Genomic DNA, 17,262 nt, shown 5'->3' on the forward strand with positions numbered 1-17,262 from the left:
CATGCGCCGTTCAGGCATAGTCTCGCGCGCTACCGTCGCGCCCGCGTTCCTTGCGCTTTCGTGCTTCGGTGCCTTCATGACCGCGCCCGCGATGGCCAAGGACGGGCCCGACGCGGCGCCCGCCGAGGAAGCGGATGACGCGCAGCGCCGGGATGACGACATCTTGGTAACGGACCGTCGTGATCAACCCGACGCCTCGCCCAAGGACGTCGCGCCGCGGATCGATACGCCGCGCTCGGTGGTCATGCTGCCGCGCGACGTGATCGACGAAACCGGCTCGGCCAGCCTGGCCGATGCGCTGCGTACAGTGCCCGGCATCACCTTCGGCGCGGCCGAGGGCGGCAACCCGATCGGCGACCGCCCTTTCATCCGCGGCTTTGACAGCCAGGGCAGCACCTATGTCGATGGCGTGCGGGATTTCGCCGCGCAGACGCGCGAGGTCTTCGCGGTCGATTCGATCCAGATCGTGCGCGGGTCGGATTCGACGCTCGGCGGCCGCGGCAGTGCGGGCGGGTCGATCAACATCCTGTCGAAACTGCCACGTCGGCAGGATTTCGTGAATGCCGCGATCAGCTACGGCACCGACGATTACAAGCGCGCGACGATCGATGTGAACCACAAAATCAGCGACACGGTCGCCTTCCGCATCGAGGGCATGTGGCACGATCAGGACGTCGCCGGCCGCAACGCGATCTGGCAAAAGCGCTGGGGCGTCGCGCCGTCGGTCACCATCGGTCTCGGCACGCCGACCCGGCTAACTGCGTCCTATTATTATCTCGAAAGTCACGAGCTGCCCGACAGTGGCATCCCGTTCCTTTACACCATCGCCAACGCGCCGCTCGGCAGCAGTTACTCCGAGCCCGCGCTCGGCACCATCACCACCGCCGGCGGGCGCACCGGCACGGTCGATCGTTCGACCTTTTACGGCCTGAAGAATCGCGACTTCCGCGATGCGACCACGCAACAGGCGACCATCCGGATCGAGCATGATTTCGGCAATGTGACGCTGCGCAACACGTCGCGCTTCACGCATAACGATCAGGCCTATATCTTCCTGCTGCCCGACGACAGCCAGGGCAATGTCTTCGGCACTGCGGCGACCAACCCGACCACCGGTGCAGCCGGTGCGCGGGGTGACGTACTGACCGGCGGCTATGTCTGGACGCGCGCCAACACGCGCTATGGCTATACCAAGAGCATCGTCAATCAGACCGACCTGTACGGCGATTTCGACACGGGCGGGATCAAGCACAGCTTCTCGGTCGGCGCCGAATTCTCCTGGGAAGAGGCGCGGCGCGGCGCGTTCGTGACGCGTGGTTTCGTTAACGCGACGGGATCAGAACTTCTCTCCACCGGATCGACCATCTCGCCGCGCTGCAACGCCGCGTCGATCGCGCGGTTCTATTGTGTCGATCTGTTCAATCCGAATAATGACGCGAACTGGGTCAATTACGCCAACGACACGTCGAACGTCGCAGCACCGATCGTGCGCAATCTGCCGATCGCCGAGACGCAGAACGATGCCAGCACGCAAAGCGTCTATGGCTTCGATTCGATCACGCTCGCCGAACCGTTGATTCTCAACATCGGCCTGCGTTACGACCGCTTCCATACCCAGGTCCGCCCTGGCCAGGCGGTGACCGCGACCAGCGTGGTCGAGTTCGAGCGCACTGACGAGATTTTCAACTATCAGGTCGGCCTGGTGTTCAAACCGACCAAGAACACCAGCCTTTATGCCAGCTATGCGACTGCCGCGACGCCGCCTAACTCGCTGCTTGGCGAAGGGCAGGAGCCCAATGCACTGCCGACGACACCCGCTGCCGCACTCCTCACGCCGCTTGATGCGCTCCGGGTCGAAAAGACCAGGTCGGCCGAAGTCGGCGCCAAGGCCGACCTGTTCGAAGGCAAGCTCAATCTGAGCCTCGCCGCATTCCAGACCGATACCGACAATGCCCGCGTCACCGGACCCAACAACACGATCGAATTTATCGGCAAGCGCCGCATCCGCGGTGTCGAGTTCGGCGTCAACGGTACGATCCTGCCTGGCTGGACGGTATTCGGCGGCTATACCTATCTTGACCCTAAGATCATCGATGGCGGGTTCACGGTGCTGACCGCCCCTGCGATCACGCAAACTGTCGGTGACGTGACGACGATCATCCAGCCGGCAAAGACAACGCAGGTCGTGTCGGTCAACACCGGCAAGCAGGCACCGCAGACCGCCAAGCACAGCGCGACAATCTGGAGCAGCGTGGTGCTCGGCAAATTGTCGTTCGGCGGTGGCGCTTTCTACACCAGCCGCGTGTTCGGCGGGTATCAGGACAACCGCGCGGCGGTCCAGACCAACGCTGGTGTGGTCACGGTCAATCCGGCGAGCCGCATCATCTCGCGCACCGTGCCGGGTTATGTCCGCTTCGATGCTCGAGTGGCCTATAAGTTCACCGACAAGTTGCAACTCGCGGTTAATGTGCAGAACCTGACCGACAAGACCTATTTCAACCAGGTCTATACCTCACATTATGCCGCGATCGCCCCCGGCCGCTCGGCCTTTGCGACCCTGAGCGTCGGCTTCTGAAGGCGACCTCCGCCCCGGTCGGCTTGAGCGACTTTGCTCGACACGGCCGGAGCGGAATGGTTAGCTGAGCATATGGACCGCGCGACTCTCGACACACTGACGCCCGACGATATCGCCGCGCGCCTCTCCGCCCCGCTGGAGGAGCGCGCGGTATTTATGCGTCAGGCGGCCGAGGCGGGCGTGGCCGAGGCGCAGGCGGTCTATGGTCAAATGCTGCTCGACGGTGCCGGCGTGACGGCCGACCCGCGCGACGCGCTCGGCTGGTTTACCAAGGCAGCGGCGCAACATCATGTGATGGGGCTCAACATGGTCGGGCGCTGCTACGATCTCGGCTGGGGCACCGCGCCGGACAAGCGCCGCGCCGCGGAATGTTACCGCGTCGCGGCCGAACAGGGCCTCGACTGGGCGATGTACAATTACGCGACATTGCTCGCGCTCGGCGATGGCGTGGCGGAGGATAAGGCGATGGCACTCGGCTGGCTGCAAAAGGCCGCCGCTATGGGCAACGCCAAGGCGATCAATTTCGTCGGCAGCTTCCATGAGGATGGCTGGGTGGTCGAACGCGATCTGGGTCTGGCCGCCGGTTATTATGCCCGCGCGGCGCAAGGCGGCGATTTTCGCGGTCAGTTCAACCATGCGCGCCTGCTCGGTACGGCGGGCCGGATCGACGAGGCGCTGGGCTGGCTCGGCCGGGTCGGCGAAATCGCTACGCCGGCTTTTATCGACAAGGCTGCGGTCTGGCTCGCCGCCTCGCATACCGCCGGCTTCCCGACGCGCGGCGTTGCGGCATTGCGGAACGGCGTAAAATGATGATCGCCATTCCCGATGTGCTGAGCGCCGGGCAAATAGTCGAACTGCGCGCGCTGATCGACGCCGCCGATTGGATCGATGGCAATGCGACCTCCGGCGCGCAATCCGCCCTGGCCAAGCGCAATCAGCAATTGCCTGAGGAATCGGACGCCGCGAAGCGCGCCGGTAATATGATGCTCGACGCGCTCGCCGCGTCGCCCTTGTTTGTCGCGGCGGCCCTCCCGCTCAAGGTCTTCCCGCCCCTGTTCAACCGTTATGCCGGCGGCCAGGAATTCGGCCTGCATGTCGATAATGCGATCCGCATCCGGCGCGGCAGCGATTTTCGTATCCGCAGCGACCTGTCGGCCACACTCTTCCTCGAACCGCCCGAGGATTATGACGGTGGTGAACTGGTGATCGAGGATCAGTTCGGCCAGCAATCGGTCAAGCTGCCCGCCGGCCATATGCTGCTTTATCCGGCATCGAGCCTGCACAAGGTCGAGCCGGTGACGCGCGGCACGCGCACCGCGTCCTTTTTCTGGATACAGTCGATGGTGCGCGACGATGGCGCGCGGCGCATCCTGTTCGACCTCGACCAGGCGGTGCAGTCGGTCGCCGCTGCGCAAGGTCTGGGCGATGCGGCGGTGATCCAGCTTACCGGAGTCTATCACAATCTGCTGCGCCGCTGGGCCGAGGCGTGAGCGAGCGATGATGCGCCGTGCCTGCCTTGTCCTGTTGCTGGCATCGCTGTCGGCACCGGTCGCGATCGCGCAATCGACCGATGCCTTTGCCGGTGTGCCCGACATCACCTACGCTTATTATGATGTGGCGGGGATCACCGCCAGCGATCTGCGTCTGGCGATCGACGAGGTCAGGCCGACAGATCCGCATGACGGCAAAAAGGTCGATGCGCTGAGCAACTGGGGCATGACCTGGAGTCAGAAGGGCGACGGCAAGGGCGGCTGCGATCTCGCCTCGATCACATTGTCTTTTTCGGCCACCGTGGTGATGCCGCGCCTGACCGCGCCGGCCTCGCTGTCGCCCGAACTGCGGGCGCGCTGGCAAATTTATATCGCGGCGCTGGAAAAGCATGAGGCCGGCCATCTTCGTTATGCGTACGACCATCACGACGAGGTGCTGACGGCGATCAGGGGCGCGACCTGCGCAACGATCGACGCAGCAGCCACGGCGGCGATCGAAAAGATCGACCAATATAACATCGAATATGATCGCCAGACGCGCCACGGCGAAACGCAGGGCGCGGTCTTTCCCTGAGCTATTGGTGATTACGCTCGGGGGAAGTATCGCCGCGCATGACCTGTCGATGGCGGGGCGATCCATTCAGCTGCCACGATGGTCCACGGCCCGCGCGTATCGCTGCAAAAAGAGCATGCCAGAAATGAGCGATGTCCACCTCGGCCCCCTCGAAACCGGTCAGCGCATCGTCATACATGTCGGGGCGCTGGTGCCGTCGCTCGCGCTCGCCGCCGGTGGCCTGGGGGCGGGCTTTGCCGCGCGCAGTGAACTCGATCTGCCCGGCTGGCCGTTCGCGCTCGCCCTCGGCCTGGTCGCGCTATGGTCGTTGCTGATCGCGCCGCGCCGGCGCTGGGCCGCATGGGGCTGGGCCTTGCAGGAGGATGAACTCCACGTCGCGCATGGCGTCTGGACGACGGTCCATACGGTCGTACCGCTCGCCCGGGTGCAGCATATCGACGTGGCACAGGGGCCGCTGGAACGGGCGCTTGGTCTTGCGCGCCTCGTTCTCCATACCGCGGGCACGGCGCACGCGACCGTGACGCTGCCGGGCGTAACGCGCGAGACCGCCGAAAGCCTGCGCGATACTATTCGCGGCCATATCAGGGCCGAACAATGGTGAGTGAGGCCGGGCTCGATGGCGGTCCCAGGCGACTCCATCCGGCAACCATGCTGGTGTCGGTCGCACGCGGTGCTCCCTCGACGTTTCTCGGCCTTCCGGCACTCCTGGCGGTGGTGGGCAAGATGGACCTTCTTCTGGTGCTCGGGGCGGCGGCTGCCGTCTTTCTGGCCACGGCTGTGCTGCGCTGGATCGCGTGGCGACGGTTCACTTACCTGCTGACCGACGACGCGGTGGTCATCGAGAGCGGCGTGCTCAGCCGCAATCGCCGGACCATCCCCTATGAGCGCATGGCGGATGTCGGCATCGAACAACGCCCGCTGCAACGACTGTTCGGGCTGGCGACGTTGACACTGGAGACCGGCGGGGCAGGGCAGGATGAGGGCAAGCTCGATAGCGTGTCGATGGCTGAGGCCGAACGGCTTCGTGCTGTATTGCATCGACAACGGGCAGGCGCTGTCGTGTCGGAAGCGCCGGAGAATCAGGCGGACCCCGTTCCGGCCCCGATAGCTTCGCTGCTGTTCGCGATGGACGCCGGGCGCGTCCTGCTTTCCGGCCTGTTCAACTTCTCGCTCGTGTGGATCGCGGTCGCACTGGGCGCGGTCCAGTTTCTCGCGCCTGCGCTCGGCATCGACGACGAAACCTTTTGGCGCGCCGCCGCCGATCGTACCGACAGAATTGGTGCCGCGCAGACCGGCTCCTGGGTTGCGGCCATCGCGACCGGCGCGATGCTGGTCCTTGTGCTCGGTGTGGTTGCGGGGCTGATCCGGACGACGCTACGCGACTATGGTTTCTCCTTGTCCGACGATGGCGGGCGCCTGCGCCGGGTGCGTGGCCTGTTGACGCGGAGCGAAACGGTCATCGCGCTGCCGCGGATTCAGCTCGCGGCGATCGACTCGGGTCCGCTCCGGCGCTGGCTGGGCTGGCAGCGGTTGCGCGGGCAGCTGCTCGGCGGGGAGGGTGCAACCGGCCGTCAGGATCTCGCGCCGCTCGCCCGGGCCGACGAGCTCGACCGCTTGCTGGATGCCCTCCGGCTGCCCCGGATCGACCCGGTCGATATGACGCAAGTGTCTCACCGGCACGTCTGGCGGACCATGTTGCGCAGCGTCGCACTGCCTGCCCTGGTGATCGCGGCGGCCGCATTTTGGAAACTGGAGGCCCTGTTCGCCTTGCCACTTCTCCTGCCGACGCTCGCTATCGCGCTGCTGCGCAGGAAGTATCACCGCTATGCGCTGGACGGTGACTTGCTCCAGGTTCAGCGTGGCGTCGTCGCGCGCACGCTCTGGGTAGTGCCGATCGCGCGTATCCAGTCGATCACGCTCAGCCGCGGCTGGATCCAGCGCCGGCTCGGCCTGGCTAGCGTGTGCATCGACACGGCAGGCGCCGGCATCTTCGCCGGCCCCGACATTCACGATTTGAGAGAGAGCGCCGCAGCCGCGCTGGTTGCGGACCTGACCCGGCGCCTGGACGTCCGGCGGATTGCCCCGGAGCGCGACGCGAGCGCCGGCTGATCGCCCACCCTAACTCATGTGATGGCGCGACCTATCCGAACAAGCGTGCCACTGGGGTCGCTCACCGCGAACTCATACGTGCCCCAGGGCTTGAGGTGCGGCGTGCCTTTCTCGATGATCAGGTCGCGAACGCGGTCGGCGACCGCATCGACATCATCGACATACAGATACAGGCCAAAGGGATTGTCCTCGACCTTTGCCGGCCATCCCGCGCACTTGGTCAGGTGCAGATGCCAGCCCCGGCCATCGGCAAGGATGCGATAGTCGCCATAATCGCTTTCCACCTGAAAGCCGAGCTTTCGGTAAAAGGCTTCGCTGACATCCAGATCGTCGCTCGGCACGATGGCGGTCGCCCGATGGGTCTCGGTCATTCTGTCCCTTCCTCAGTGGTCCAATGGCGTCCAAATCCGGCGCTCAGGACGCTGGACACTCTGTTTCATGCGTCACCGCATCGCGACGGACAAGGACCGGCGGGACTCCGTTTCCGGACGATCATGCCAAAAACTCCGGCATTGGTCAGCCGATAGTCGCTCATCGGCGGCGCGAATCGTGTATTCTTGCCGGATGAGGCAGGGATCCGAGGATGATGGGGACCAGGATCGGCGAGTGCGCCGGACACGGACGGCGATTATCGGCGCCTTTACCCGCCTGCTCTTTACGCGGCGCTACGAGACGATCCGTACCGCGCACCTGATTGCCGAAGCCGATATCGGCCGCTCGACCTTTTACGAACATTTCCGCAACAAGGACGATGTGCTGGTCGCGGTCATCGATCCGATTTTCGGACCATTGGCGGATGCCGCTACTGGCCGCGGCAACATGGCGCGCCTGCGCATGATGCTCGACCATATGTGGCAACAGCGCGCATTGGCCCGGGTCATCTTTGATCCCGACCGCTTGCCCAAGCTGCAGCGCAGGCTCGCCGCGATGATCGACGAGCGGCTGGAGGGAGTGTCAGCCACCATGCCGCATGCGTTGATCGCGACTGCGGCGGCGGCAGGGCAACTGGCGATGCTCCGCATGTGGCTGGTCGGCGAGGTCGCCTGTCCGGTCACGGTGTTCGCGCGGCATCTCACGGACAATGCTTCGGTCGTCACGTCTCAGTTGGCGCCGCCGTGCAGCTCATAGGCCTGGCACGCCATTCATCACTGCTGCACGGCTTGCGGCAAGGGATCGAAGCCCCACGCTTTACCGATCCAGCGCTTGGTTTCTATTGGCCGGTGGGCGTCTTGTTCGCCACGATCTGCTTCGCGATCGGTTATCCGGGGCGGCTAAATCAGGATTCGCTGTACAGCGTCATCACCATGACCTCGCCCGGCGAGCTCGGCAACTGGCACTCCGCGACCCTGGGCTGGCTATGGAGCTTGCCCGGACCGCTGCTGGGACAGCCGGCGGGCGGGCTGCTGATCCAATCGATTTTGTTTGGGCTCTTCGCCGGTTTCCTGCCGCGCACCTTGCCGACCATGAGAGGACGGCTGACGCTTGCGCTGGAATTGCTCTTTCGTCTCACACTGGCCGGAAGCTTTGGTTATCTCGGCAAGGACATTGTGACCGTCGCGACACTGCTGATCGCGGTGCAATTGATCCGTTATGGGCTGCACGTGCGGCTTGGCTATGCACATTATATCGCGCTCGCGCTGCTCGTCTTGTTCATGCTGTTGATCAAGGCGCCGAACTTCCTGACCTTCGTCCTGTGCATCGCCATGCTCCTGCCATTCGCCGTGCGATCGCCGAAGATTTATGGTGCCGTCGTCGCCGTGGCGCTGCTGATGGGTCTGCTCGCCGTCCCGTTGAACCGCGTGGTCGATCGCGCCCTGTTCCATGCCAAGGATATGCATCCCGACAAGCAATTGGTCATTTTCGACCTTGCCGCGATCTCGCTGCGAACGGGAACGAACGCGTTCGCAAAGGTCCCCGGTTGGCCCGCCGCAAAACTGCCGCCGATCGGGAAATGCTTCATGCCCAATATGTGGGATCCGTTCGCGCCATGGGGGCCATGTGCCGGTTATTCGGCCGCCTACGACCCGCTGGACGGGCCGCTGACGCGTCGATGGGCGACCGAAATCGTGTCGCACCCGATCGCCTATGCTCAGCATCGGCTGACCTATGCCGGTTATCTGTTACGGTCGCAGGATCATGCGACCTGGGGGATCGCAGGGGTGGCAGTCAACGATACCGCCTCGCCCATCGGCGCGCTCGAAATGAGCGAGATGATGACGCGGCTGCGGGCGAACCGTCCGGTCCAGCTATGGCAGACCCGCCCTGCCGACCAGCCGTTCCAGTGGCTCGAAACGGGCCTGTTGAGATATCCCAAAGTACAATCCGTCGCCATGATTGGATCGCTGGCGATCCTGCTGTTGTGCGGGCTCAGGCGGCGCGAGGGCATCCGGCTCGGCGCGTTGCTCCCGGCCGGCCTCGCCTTGGGGAATTTCGGCATGCTGGTCGTGTTCGGCGTCGCCGATCCGGTGCGTTACCTCCTGCCGACCATCTGCCTGTTCTACGTGGCGCTACTCGCCCTGCTCGTGCCGGGGTCGGATCCAGTCTGACGATAGCGGGAGAGTCGTCATTCGAGCATCGCGGTTAAAGCCGGCGACAGATATTCCTGGTGGTCTTCACCCTTGTGCACCACGATCCGCGCCGCCAGGCCTTCGCGCGTCGCCAGCGCGATTCCCGCTTCCGGGCCGAGCACGGTCAGAGCGGTCGCCCAGGCGTCGGCGATCATGCATTCGGCATGGACGACACTTGCCGACACCACATCGTTGACCACCGGCCGGCGCGTGCGTGGGTCGATCGTGTGGGCATAGCGCCTGCCCTCGGCGTCGAAGAACCGGCGGTAATCGCCCGACGTGGCGACCGCGATACCATGCAGCGCGACACGGAGCGGCGTGAGCCGCGCGCCCGGCGGCGCTTCGAGATCGACCCACCAGGGTTGGCCATCGGGTTTCACGCCTTCGGCACGCAGTTCGCCGCCAATCTCGACCAGGAAGTCGTGCGCCCCGATCGAACGCAAGGCGCGGACCAGCGCATCGACACCGAAGCCCTTGGCGATTCCCGACAGGTCGATCCGGACATCGGCAGTGCGGCGCACGCGATTGCCCTGCCGCTCGATCGCCGGCCAGCCGGACGCTGCCTCTTCCAACGCACTCGCAGCGGGCGGCGCGGTGCAGCGGCCGGCGGGGCCGAAGCCCCATAGGTCGACCAGCGTGCCGGCGGCGGGATCGAACGCGCCGTCGCTCGTCCGGGCGATCGCCAGCCCGGCATCGAGAACATAAGCGAGATCGGCGCGCAGACTCCGCCATGTGCCGACCGGTGCGCGGTTGATGCGCGAAAGCAGCGAGTCCGGCTCCCAGTCGCTCATCTCGGCGATGACGCCGCGCAACGCGTCTTCGATTGCCGTCTTAAGCTCAAGCGGCCGACGCGACGAGACGATTCGCGCCGACCAGGTCGTGCCCATCGTCGCGCCCGACAGCGCGGCGATCGCGGCAGTCGGATCGCGCCGCCGAAACGCATCGACCGACACGTCGGGGATGGCGATCCGGGGCTCAATGACGCCGTTCGGTCGGGGCGCGTAGATGTTCAGGGGTGAAGGACCTCGAGCACGGCGGTGTAGCTCATGCGCTTTTCCGCCTTGGGGATGGCGACGCTCGGCGCGGTGGTGGTGGCGTTGATCCAGTACATGCCCGCCGCCGGCCAGCTGATCGCGACCTGACCCTGTGCGTCGGCGGTGAAGGTTTTCTCGTCGACCGATCCGCGATAACGGCTGCCCCCGGCGATCACGGTCACGACCAGCTTCGCGGCCGGCTTGCCGTCGGCGGTGAATTTGAACGTCGCCGGCTCGCCAGCGACCAGATCGTTGGGATGAGTCACCGGCACTAGTTCGAGCCCGACCCCGGTCGGCTTCAATGCCGTTTCGGTCGGCGCGCCCGCAGTGACGAACACTTCGTTGCGGTTGACCGTCTCGCTCAGCTTGACGTCGGTCGCGCCGGCCGGAATCGCGGTCGCGAGCTGATCCGGCCTGGTCCCGCGCGGCAGGCGCTGTTCCTTGCCGTCGACCTTGAAGCTGCCCATCACGCCGCCATTCTGCACGACCAGCTTATAGGTGCCCTTTTGCACCATGTGCAGGTCGAAGGTCGCGCGGTACTGGCCGATATTGACATGCTCGACCTTGCCCGGCGTGCCGTCGGGCTGAACCACAGCCGGCTCAACGCGGAGCGGCTGATGGTCGGGGAAGAACAAATCGCTCGACGCGGCGGCATCGAAGGTGATCCAGTCGTCGTCGCCCGAAACGATGGTGGTCGACGGCAGCACCCAGAGGCGGTGCGCCTGCAGCGGGGCGGCGATCGCGGCGGAGCCGAGCGCGACGGCGAGGAGTTTGGCGCGGAGCGATGTCATGGTCGAAAATCCCCTGTTGAAGCTTATGGCTTGAAGGTGGCGGAAACGGCGCCTAGTTCGGTCGTGCCGGTGCCCTTGGCGGTCTGGCCGGGCTTGGGCGGCCAGGTGAAGGGCAGGCGCACGGCTTCGCGTCCGCCGACTTCGCGCGCCGCTTCGACCACCAGCGTATATTGGCCTGGCTTGAGCGCGCCGAGCCTGGCGGCATTGAAGCTCAGTTTCTGCACGCCGGGCGCACGCGTGGCGCCGGAGGTGCCGTCGCTGACATATTGGCCGGAACGACCCGAGGCACGCCACCAGCTGCGCACCTCGTTGAGCCATTTGCGGCCTTCGTTCTTGGCCTTGGCAACGTCGTACCAAACCGACAGCGTCCTGGCGGGTGTGCCCGGCGTCTCGATCCACACCGCGACATAGGGCTTGTGATATTCGGCGACCGACAAACGCGGCACGGTGATCGAGACCTCGACCGACTGTGCCGTGGCCGGGCCGGCGGCGATCAAGCCGGCAGCGGTACCGGAGAGGATGATGTGGTGGCGAAGCTGCATGGATTGCTCCCTGATAGGAAGACGGCGATCGCCGTCGGGCTTAATGGATGAAGATGATGGCGATGAGCGCCGGGATGGCGAAGCCGAGCGCGACCAGCGGCCAGGTGATCGGGCGCTTGGCGGCGTGGAGTTGCAGCAGGATCAGCCCGGTCAGCGCAAAGACCAGGCAGGCAAAGGCGAACACATCGATGAACCATTTCCACGCGGCACCCGAATTGCGGCCCTTGTGGAGATCGTTGAGATAGGAAACCCAGCCACGATTGGTGAATTCCGACGTCACCGCGCCGGTCGCGCGCGCGATTGTCACCCAGCCATCACCGCCCGGGCGGGGCAGCGGCAGATAGACTTCATCGGCCGACCATTCCGCATCGCCGCCCGCGCCGACCGCGAAATTCTGCTCGACCCAGCGCGCGACCGGGGTGGGCAGCGGCTTCTTTGCATCGCGGGCGTCGTTCGGGGCGATCTGCGGCAGCAACGGTGCGGGAAGCTGCGCGGCGCGTTCCCTGAACACCGGCCTGGCCTCGATATCGGCGGCATGGTTGAGCGTGAAACCGGTGATCGCGAACAGCAACAGGCCGATCAGGCTGACGGCCGAACTGATCCAATGCCAAGTGTGCAGCTGTTTAAGCCAAAAGGTCTTGCGCCGTGGCTTCTGCCGCGCGGCCGGGCTGGTCATTGGTGGAGGCGCATCCCGACTCGTGTCTTGAGAATGAGTCGCGATAACGCGAACGATTCGCAATTGCAAATGGGATATCCTCCCCGTGCCGGGGAGGAGCAGCACCTTACCGCCCCAGCAATACCCGCGCTTGCCCGGCGATCTGCGCCAGCATTGCCGCATTCGGCGCGGGCGCGTTGCGCGCGCGGTCGACCACCGCCTTGAACTGCGACACGCGCTGCGCGTTGATCGTCAGCCAGCTCTCGACCAGCGCCTGCGGATCGCGCTCGCTGCGGCCGAGAAAGTCGAGCCGCAATTGCTGGAAATCGCGCGCCAGGCCGGCGATCAGCAGCCGTTCCCAGGGGTCGCTCGGGCTGATTCGCGCGGCATTGGTCTGTGCCCAATCCAGGCCGAGCGCCTGGCCGAGCCGGGTAAAGGCTTGTGTCAACACCGTCTCGTCGAGCTTGAGCCGGTTGCCGAGATCGGCCAGGCCGACCGCGCCGTCGAGCTCGAACAGCCGCACGACCTTCTGCACCAGCTTCTTCGGCGCGCCGGCTTCTTCGAGCCGGCCAGCGATCCGCGCGCTCTGCGCATTGGCTTCGTCACGGAGCAGTGACTTGTGCTGCTTGTCGAGCTGCCCGATGCCTTTGGCGATCCGCGCGAGCACCTCGCCCGGGCCGGTGCCGGGATGGGTGATGCGCAGCAGGTCGGCGATCTGCGCCCGCGTCGCGACCGCGACTTCGTCGAACAGAGCGATGCGCGCGATTTCGGGCATCGCCGCGGTCTCGATCTCCTTCCACAGTGCGGGCAGGTCGAACAACCGCTCCGCGACGACGAACATGGCCGCGATGTCGCTCATCGCGGCGCCTTCCTCCTCGGCGAGTTCGAAAGGATATAGCACGCCCATCCGGTTGATGATGCGGTTGGCGAGCTTGGTCGCGACGATCTCGCCACGCAGCCTATGGCTGTCGATCGCCGCGCCGAACTTCTTGCGCATTGCCGCCGGGAAGGCGGCATGAAGATCGGGCGCCAGTTCGGGGTCGGTGCCGAGATTGCCGTTCTCGATCGCAGCCTGCAGCGCAAGCTTGGCAGTCGCGAGCAGTACGGCGAGCTCGGGCCGGGTCAGCCCGTGATGCTCCTGCACGCGGCGCAACAGCTCGTCGTTCGACGCCAGCCCCTCGACCACGCGGTCGAGCCGGCCATCGGCCTCGAAGATCTCGATCACGCGGACATAGGAGGGCAGCGCCTGCGCGCCGTCCTGCTCCATCACCGAAAGCGCCAGCGTCTGCAGCCGGTTATCCTCAAGCACGAGATGCGCGACATCGTCGGTCATGCTTGCAAGCAACACGTTACGCTTTTCGTAAGCGAGGCGCCCCTCGATCATCTCGCGGTTGAGCGCGATCTTGATATTGACCTCGTTATCCGAACAATCGACGCCGGCTGAATTGTCGATGAAGTCGGTATTGATCCGGCCGCCACGAGCAGCAAAGGCGATCCGTCCCGCCTGCGTCACGCCGAGATTGGCGCCTTCGCCGATCGCGGTGGCGCGGATATCCTCGGCATTGATGCGCAGCCGGTCATTGGCCGGGTCGCCGACCTGGATATTATTCTCCGCCGCCGCCTTCACATAGGTGCCGATGCCGCCGAACCAGATCAGGTCGACCGGGCTTTTCAGGATTTCCGAGATCAGCGCCGCCGGCTCGATCTCATCCATATTGAGGCCGAGCGCGGCGCGGATTTGTTTCGACAGCTTGATCGTCTTGTCGGTGCGCGGATAGACGCCCCCCCCCTTGGATATCAGCTTGGCGTCGTAATCCGCCCAACTCGACCGTGGCAGCACGAACATGCGGTTGCGCTCTTCCCAGCTCGCCGCCGGATCGGGATCGGGATCGAGGAAGATGTGGCGATGGTCGAACGCGGCGATGATCTTCAACGTCTTCGACAACAGCATGCCGTTGCCGAACACATCGCCCGACATGTCGCCGCAGCCGACCACGGTGATCGGATCGCTCTGCACATCGACGCCACGCTCGGCGAAGTGGCGCTGCACCGATAGCCATGCGCCCTTGGCGGTGATGCCCATCGCCTTGTGATCATAACCGACCGAGCCGCCACTGGCGAACGCGTCGCCGAGCCAGAAATTATGCTCCAGCGCGATCGCGTTGGCGACGTCGGAGAAGGTCGCGGTGCCCTTGTCGGCGGCGACCACGAAATAGGGATCTTCGCCGTCATGGATGACGACCGATTTCGGATGGACGACCTGATTCTCGACGATGTTGTCGGTGATCGACAGCAGCGAGCGGATGAACACGCGGTAGCTCTCGGTACCTTCGGCGAGCCAGGCGTCGCGGTTCGAGGACGGCGGCAATTGCTTGGGATAGAAGCCGCCCTTCGCACCGGTCGGCACGATCACCGCGTTCTTGACGCGCTGTGCCTTCATCAGGCCGAGAATCTCGGTGCGGAAATCGTCACGCCGGTCGGACCAGCGCAGGCCGCCGCGCGCGACCGGGCCGGCGCGCAGATGGATACCCTCGACGCGGGGGCTATAGACCCAGATCTCGCGCCACGGCACCGGCGCGGGCAGGCCGGGGACGAGCGCGCTGTCGAGCTTGAACGCCAGCGCGACTTTCCCGGCCGGCGCGAATGCGTTGGTGCGCAGCGTCGCGGCAATCACGCTGCGCAAGGCGCGCAGGATACGGTCGTCGTCGATCGCCGACACGGCATCGAGTCCCCGCTCGATCGCGCCGTCGGTGGCATCAATCGCGGCGGAAGCCTTGGCGGTCCGCGCCGGATCATGCGCCGCCGCGAAGCGATCGATCAGCGCGGCGGCGACTTTCGGCGCGCGGCGCAGCGCATCGACCACGGTGACCAGGCCATAGGTCATGCCGGCCTGGCGCAAATAGCGGAACCAGGCGCGGAACAGTATGACCGCGCCGGGCGCCATGCCGGCATCGACGATCAACCGGTTGATCGCGTCATTCTCCGCCTTGTTCTCGAGCACCGCGGCGATCGCATTTTCGAGGATCACTGGATCGGTGCCGAACGCGTCGCGTGCCGACTGGGCACCCATTTCGATAAGGAAATCGTGCACGAACGCCTGACCTTCATCGGCCAGCGCGGTCGGCACTTCCTCGATCACGCGGAAGCCGAAATTTTCCAGCACCGGCACCGCATCCGACAAGGCAAGCGCGCCGCCAAGGCGATAGATTTTGAGCCGCGTCGTGCCCTGCGCGCCGCGATAGAGCCGGACCGAGCGATCGTCGGGCGTCTCGAGCCGCGACAGGCGCAGGATGTCGCGCGCTGCCTCTTCCGGCGGGTTGGCGGTGCGATAACCTTGCGGGAAACAGGCGGCGTAGCGCAGCGCCATGCGCGCTGCGCGTGCCGGCTCGACGCTGTCGGTCAGGCCGTTGTCGGACAGCGCCGCTTCGATCGCCGGCACCCAGCCGCGCACCATTCGGCCGAGCCGCGCGTCGAGCGGTGCGGCGTCGGGCATCTTGCCGTCGCCGCGCAGGTCGATCGTGAAGCGCATCATCGCGACCACGCCGTCCTCCATCGCGATCGACCAGTTGAGCAGGCTGCCGTTGGCCGCCTCGGCCAGCATGTCGCCGATCGCGATGCGCCGCGCGGTGGTCAGATCGTCGCGCGGCAGCCATACGAACGCGAACAAATGCCGGCCAAGCGTCGAGCGCACCAGCACCAGCTTGGGCCGCGGTCGATCGGCCAGTGACATCGCGGTCAGCGCCAGTTCCTCGAGCTGGTCGGTGTCGAATGCGGTGACCAGATCGTGCGGCAGCGCGGCGAGCGCATGGGTCAGCGCCTTGCCGGTATGGCCGCGCGGGTCGAAACCGAATTTTGCCTCCAGCGCGGCGAGCCGCGCGCGCAGCACCGGCACCTCCTGCGGCGGCGCGCCGAGCGCGGCGCTGGTCCATAGTCCGGCATGGATCGACAGGCCGACCACCTTCTTGCCCGACTTGACCGGGACCAGCACCAGGTCGAGCGGTACATGACGGTGCACACCCGAGATCAGGTTGGACTTGAGCAGCAGCGGTGCCCCGCCATTTTCGCCGCCGCCGCCCTTCTCGAACCATTTGACCGCGAGCAGGCGCGAGGCATCGGCAAGGATCGGCACATCGTGCGCGTGACGGCTGAGCCCAAGCTGCGCATCGCATTTGCCGTCGCTGTGCCAGGTTTCATGGCCGAGCAGCGTCATGTTGCCGTCGAGCAACCATTGCAGCAACGCCGCGCCTTCGCTCCCCATCTCATTCTGCCCGAGCTGCGCGATATCCCCGGAGAGCGCGCTCTGCAGCGCTGGCCAGTCGGCAACCGCCGAACGGACGTCGCGCAAATTTCGTTCGAGGGCGGTCATCAACTCGCGACGTTCGCGCGCATCGGCACGCTCCATCTCGATATAGATCATCGATTCTGCGCTGCCATCTTCGGCGACCTTGCCAAGCACGCCGCCCGCGTCGCGCGTGACGCACACGACGGGATGGATGATTCGGTCGATGACGATATTGTGTGCACCGATCGTCGCGGCGATCGAATCGACCAGGAAAGGCATATCGTCATTGACGATGGCAAGCCGCATGCGGCGGCGCGGGTCGGTACCGGCCATTGCCTCGAGCGAAAGCACCGCTACGCCGGGCGCGCGGGTCTCCGCGGTGGCCGCCATGAACTCCGCGGCGGCGGCTCGTTCGGCCTTGCCGAACCCATGAAGTTCGCCCGGAAGCGCGCCTTTGGTGAGCCGGACGGCGAGCGCATCCGACAGCGATTTGAGCATAGTCTTGACCATGCGGTGACCTATGCGCCGGTCGCGTTTCGACCTCAACCCTTGTGGCAGTGCACAACGAACACTTAGATTCTCCCCGGCACGGGGAGGGGGACCGCCCGCTTCTTCAGCGGGTGGTGGAGGGGGTGAGCCGGCA

Annotated in this window: 14 protein-coding genes; 8 read left to right on the forward strand and 6 right to left on the reverse strand. The window is 65.4% G+C overall.

Translation table 11 applies throughout. The features are described 5' to 3' along the window. Window position 1: 1 nt before the first annotated feature. The 6 genes from ACVWZA_RS13210 to ACVWZA_RS13235 all read left to right on the forward strand — a co-directional run bounded on the left by ACVWZA_RS13210 (window position 2) and on the right by ACVWZA_RS13235 (window position 6,748). Window positions 2-2,575: a TonB-dependent receptor gene (locus ACVWZA_RS13210; protein ID WP_457311694.1), complete on the forward strand. Its 2,574-nt coding sequence runs from the start codon at window positions 2-4 to the stop codon at window positions 2,573-2,575. A 72-nt stretch (window positions 2,576-2,647) separates the two neighbouring features. Then, on the forward strand, window positions 2,648-3,385 hold the full coding sequence (locus tag ACVWZA_RS13215; protein ID WP_457311695.1) for a tetratricopeptide repeat protein: 738 nt from the start codon (window positions 2,648-2,650) through the stop codon (window positions 3,383-3,385). After that, on the forward strand, window positions 3,382-4,065 hold the full coding sequence (locus ACVWZA_RS13220) for a Fe2+-dependent dioxygenase (RefSeq protein WP_457311696.1): 684 nt from the start codon (window positions 3,382-3,384) through the stop codon (window positions 4,063-4,065). The genes ACVWZA_RS13215 and ACVWZA_RS13220 overlap by 4 nt, the downstream gene beginning before the upstream one ends. 7 nt (window positions 4,066-4,072) lie before the next feature. Then, window positions 4,073-4,639 (forward strand): DUF922 domain-containing protein, encoded by a 567-nt coding sequence (locus tag ACVWZA_RS13225; RefSeq protein WP_457311697.1) that lies wholly within the window; start codon window positions 4,073-4,075, stop codon window positions 4,637-4,639. Window positions 4,640-4,763: 124 nt separating this feature from the next. Next, window positions 4,764-5,240, forward strand: a complete 477-nt coding sequence (locus ACVWZA_RS13230; RefSeq protein WP_457311698.1) for a PH domain-containing protein — start codon at window positions 4,764-4,766, stop codon at window positions 5,238-5,240. After that, on the forward strand, window positions 5,234-6,748 hold the full coding sequence (locus tag ACVWZA_RS13235) for a PH domain-containing protein (RefSeq protein WP_457311699.1): 1,515 nt from the start codon (window positions 5,234-5,236) through the stop codon (window positions 6,746-6,748). The genes ACVWZA_RS13230 and ACVWZA_RS13235 overlap by 7 nt, the downstream gene beginning before the upstream one ends. A gap of 14 nt (window positions 6,749-6,762) precedes the next feature. Here ACVWZA_RS13235 and ACVWZA_RS13240 read toward each other — a convergent pair whose 3' ends face one another. Further along, window positions 6,763-7,119, reverse strand: coding sequence for a VOC family protein (locus ACVWZA_RS13240; RefSeq protein ID WP_457311700.1), 357 nt, complete (start codon window positions 7,117-7,119; stop codon window positions 6,763-6,765). A 235-nt stretch (window positions 7,120-7,354) separates the two neighbouring features. On the opposite strand from ACVWZA_RS13240, the gene ACVWZA_RS13245 reads away from it, so the two are divergent. Together ACVWZA_RS13245 and ACVWZA_RS13250 are read left to right on the forward strand one after the other, a co-directional pair. After that, entirely contained in the window at window positions 7,355-7,876 is a 522-nt protein-coding gene (locus ACVWZA_RS13245; RefSeq protein WP_457311702.1) for a TetR/AcrR family transcriptional regulator, read from the forward strand. Further along, window positions 7,864-9,294 (forward strand): hypothetical protein, encoded by a 1,431-nt coding sequence (locus ACVWZA_RS13250; RefSeq protein ID WP_457311703.1) that lies wholly within the window; start codon window positions 7,864-7,866, stop codon window positions 9,292-9,294. Before ACVWZA_RS13245 ends, ACVWZA_RS13250 begins: the two co-directional genes overlap by 13 nt. A gap of 17 nt (window positions 9,295-9,311) precedes the next feature. On the opposite strand, the gene ACVWZA_RS13255 is transcribed toward ACVWZA_RS13250, so the two are convergent. From ACVWZA_RS13255 to ACVWZA_RS13275, 5 genes are all read right to left on the reverse strand, one after another. Further along, on the reverse strand, window positions 9,312-10,202 hold the full coding sequence (locus tag ACVWZA_RS13255) for an FAD:protein FMN transferase (RefSeq protein WP_457311873.1): 891 nt from the start codon (window positions 10,200-10,202) through the stop codon (window positions 9,312-9,314). A 122-nt stretch (window positions 10,203-10,324) separates the two neighbouring features. After that, a complete protein-coding gene (locus tag ACVWZA_RS13260; RefSeq protein ID WP_457311704.1) occupies window positions 10,325-11,140 on the reverse strand; it encodes a DUF4198 domain-containing protein in 816 nt (271 codons plus the stop codon). 23 nt (window positions 11,141-11,163) lie between these two features. After that, window positions 11,164-11,682, reverse strand: a complete 519-nt coding sequence (locus ACVWZA_RS13265) for a DUF2271 domain-containing protein (RefSeq protein ID WP_457311705.1) — start codon at window positions 11,680-11,682, stop codon at window positions 11,164-11,166. A 40-nt stretch (window positions 11,683-11,722) separates the two neighbouring features. Further along, complete coding sequence (locus ACVWZA_RS13270) at window positions 11,723-12,358, reverse strand: PepSY-associated TM helix domain-containing protein (RefSeq protein ID WP_457311706.1); 636 nt, start codon at window positions 12,356-12,358, stop codon at window positions 11,723-11,725. 106 nt (window positions 12,359-12,464) lie between these two features. Continuing rightward, window positions 12,465-17,129, reverse strand: coding sequence for an NAD-glutamate dehydrogenase (locus ACVWZA_RS13275; RefSeq protein WP_457311707.1), 4,665 nt, complete (start codon window positions 17,127-17,129; stop codon window positions 12,465-12,467). Window positions 17,130-17,262: the final 133 nt, after the last annotated feature.

It is taken from the genome of Sphingomonas sp. UYAg733, from assembly GCF_054057355.1.

What these genes read in the sequence shown, in the direction of transcription:
- ACVWZA_RS13265 (WP_457311705.1), bottom strand. Translation starts at nt 11,682, where the DNA reads ATGCAGCTTCGCCACCACATCATCCTCTCCGGTACCGCTGCCGGCTTG.
- ACVWZA_RS13210 (WP_457311694.1), top strand. Translation starts at nt 2, where the DNA reads ATGCGCCGTTCAGGCATAGTCTCGCGCGCTACCGTCGCGCCCGCGTTC.
- ACVWZA_RS13225 (WP_457311697.1), top strand. Translation starts at nt 4,073, where the DNA reads ATGATGCGCCGTGCCTGCCTTGTCCTGTTGCTGGCATCGCTGTCGGCA.
- ACVWZA_RS13270 (WP_457311706.1), bottom strand. Translation starts at nt 12,358, where the DNA reads ATGACCAGCCCGGCCGCGCGGCAGAAGCCACGGCGCAAGACCTTTTGG.
- ACVWZA_RS13230 (WP_457311698.1), top strand. Translation starts at nt 4,764, where the DNA reads ATGAGCGATGTCCACCTCGGCCCCCTCGAAACCGGTCAGCGCATCGTC.
- ACVWZA_RS13260 (WP_457311704.1), bottom strand. Translation starts at nt 11,140, where the DNA reads ATGACATCGCTCCGCGCCAAACTCCTCGCCGTCGCGCTCGGCTCCGCC.
- ACVWZA_RS13255 (WP_457311873.1), bottom strand. Translation starts at nt 10,202, where the DNA reads ATGGGCACGACCTGGTCGGCGCGAATCGTCTCGTCGCGTCGGCCGCTT.
- ACVWZA_RS13235 (WP_457311699.1), top strand. Translation starts at nt 5,234, where the DNA reads ATGGTGAGTGAGGCCGGGCTCGATGGCGGTCCCAGGCGACTCCATCCG.
- ACVWZA_RS13275 (WP_457311707.1), bottom strand. Translation starts at nt 17,129, where the DNA reads ATGGTCAAGACTATGCTCAAATCGCTGTCGGATGCGCTCGCCGTCCGG.
- ACVWZA_RS13240 (WP_457311700.1), bottom strand. Translation starts at nt 7,119, where the DNA reads ATGACCGAGACCCATCGGGCGACCGCCATCGTGCCGAGCGACGATCTG.
- ACVWZA_RS13220 (WP_457311696.1), top strand. Translation starts at nt 3,382, where the DNA reads ATGATGATCGCCATTCCCGATGTGCTGAGCGCCGGGCAAATAGTCGAA.
- ACVWZA_RS13215 (WP_457311695.1), top strand. Translation starts at nt 2,648, where the DNA reads ATGGACCGCGCGACTCTCGACACACTGACGCCCGACGATATCGCCGCG.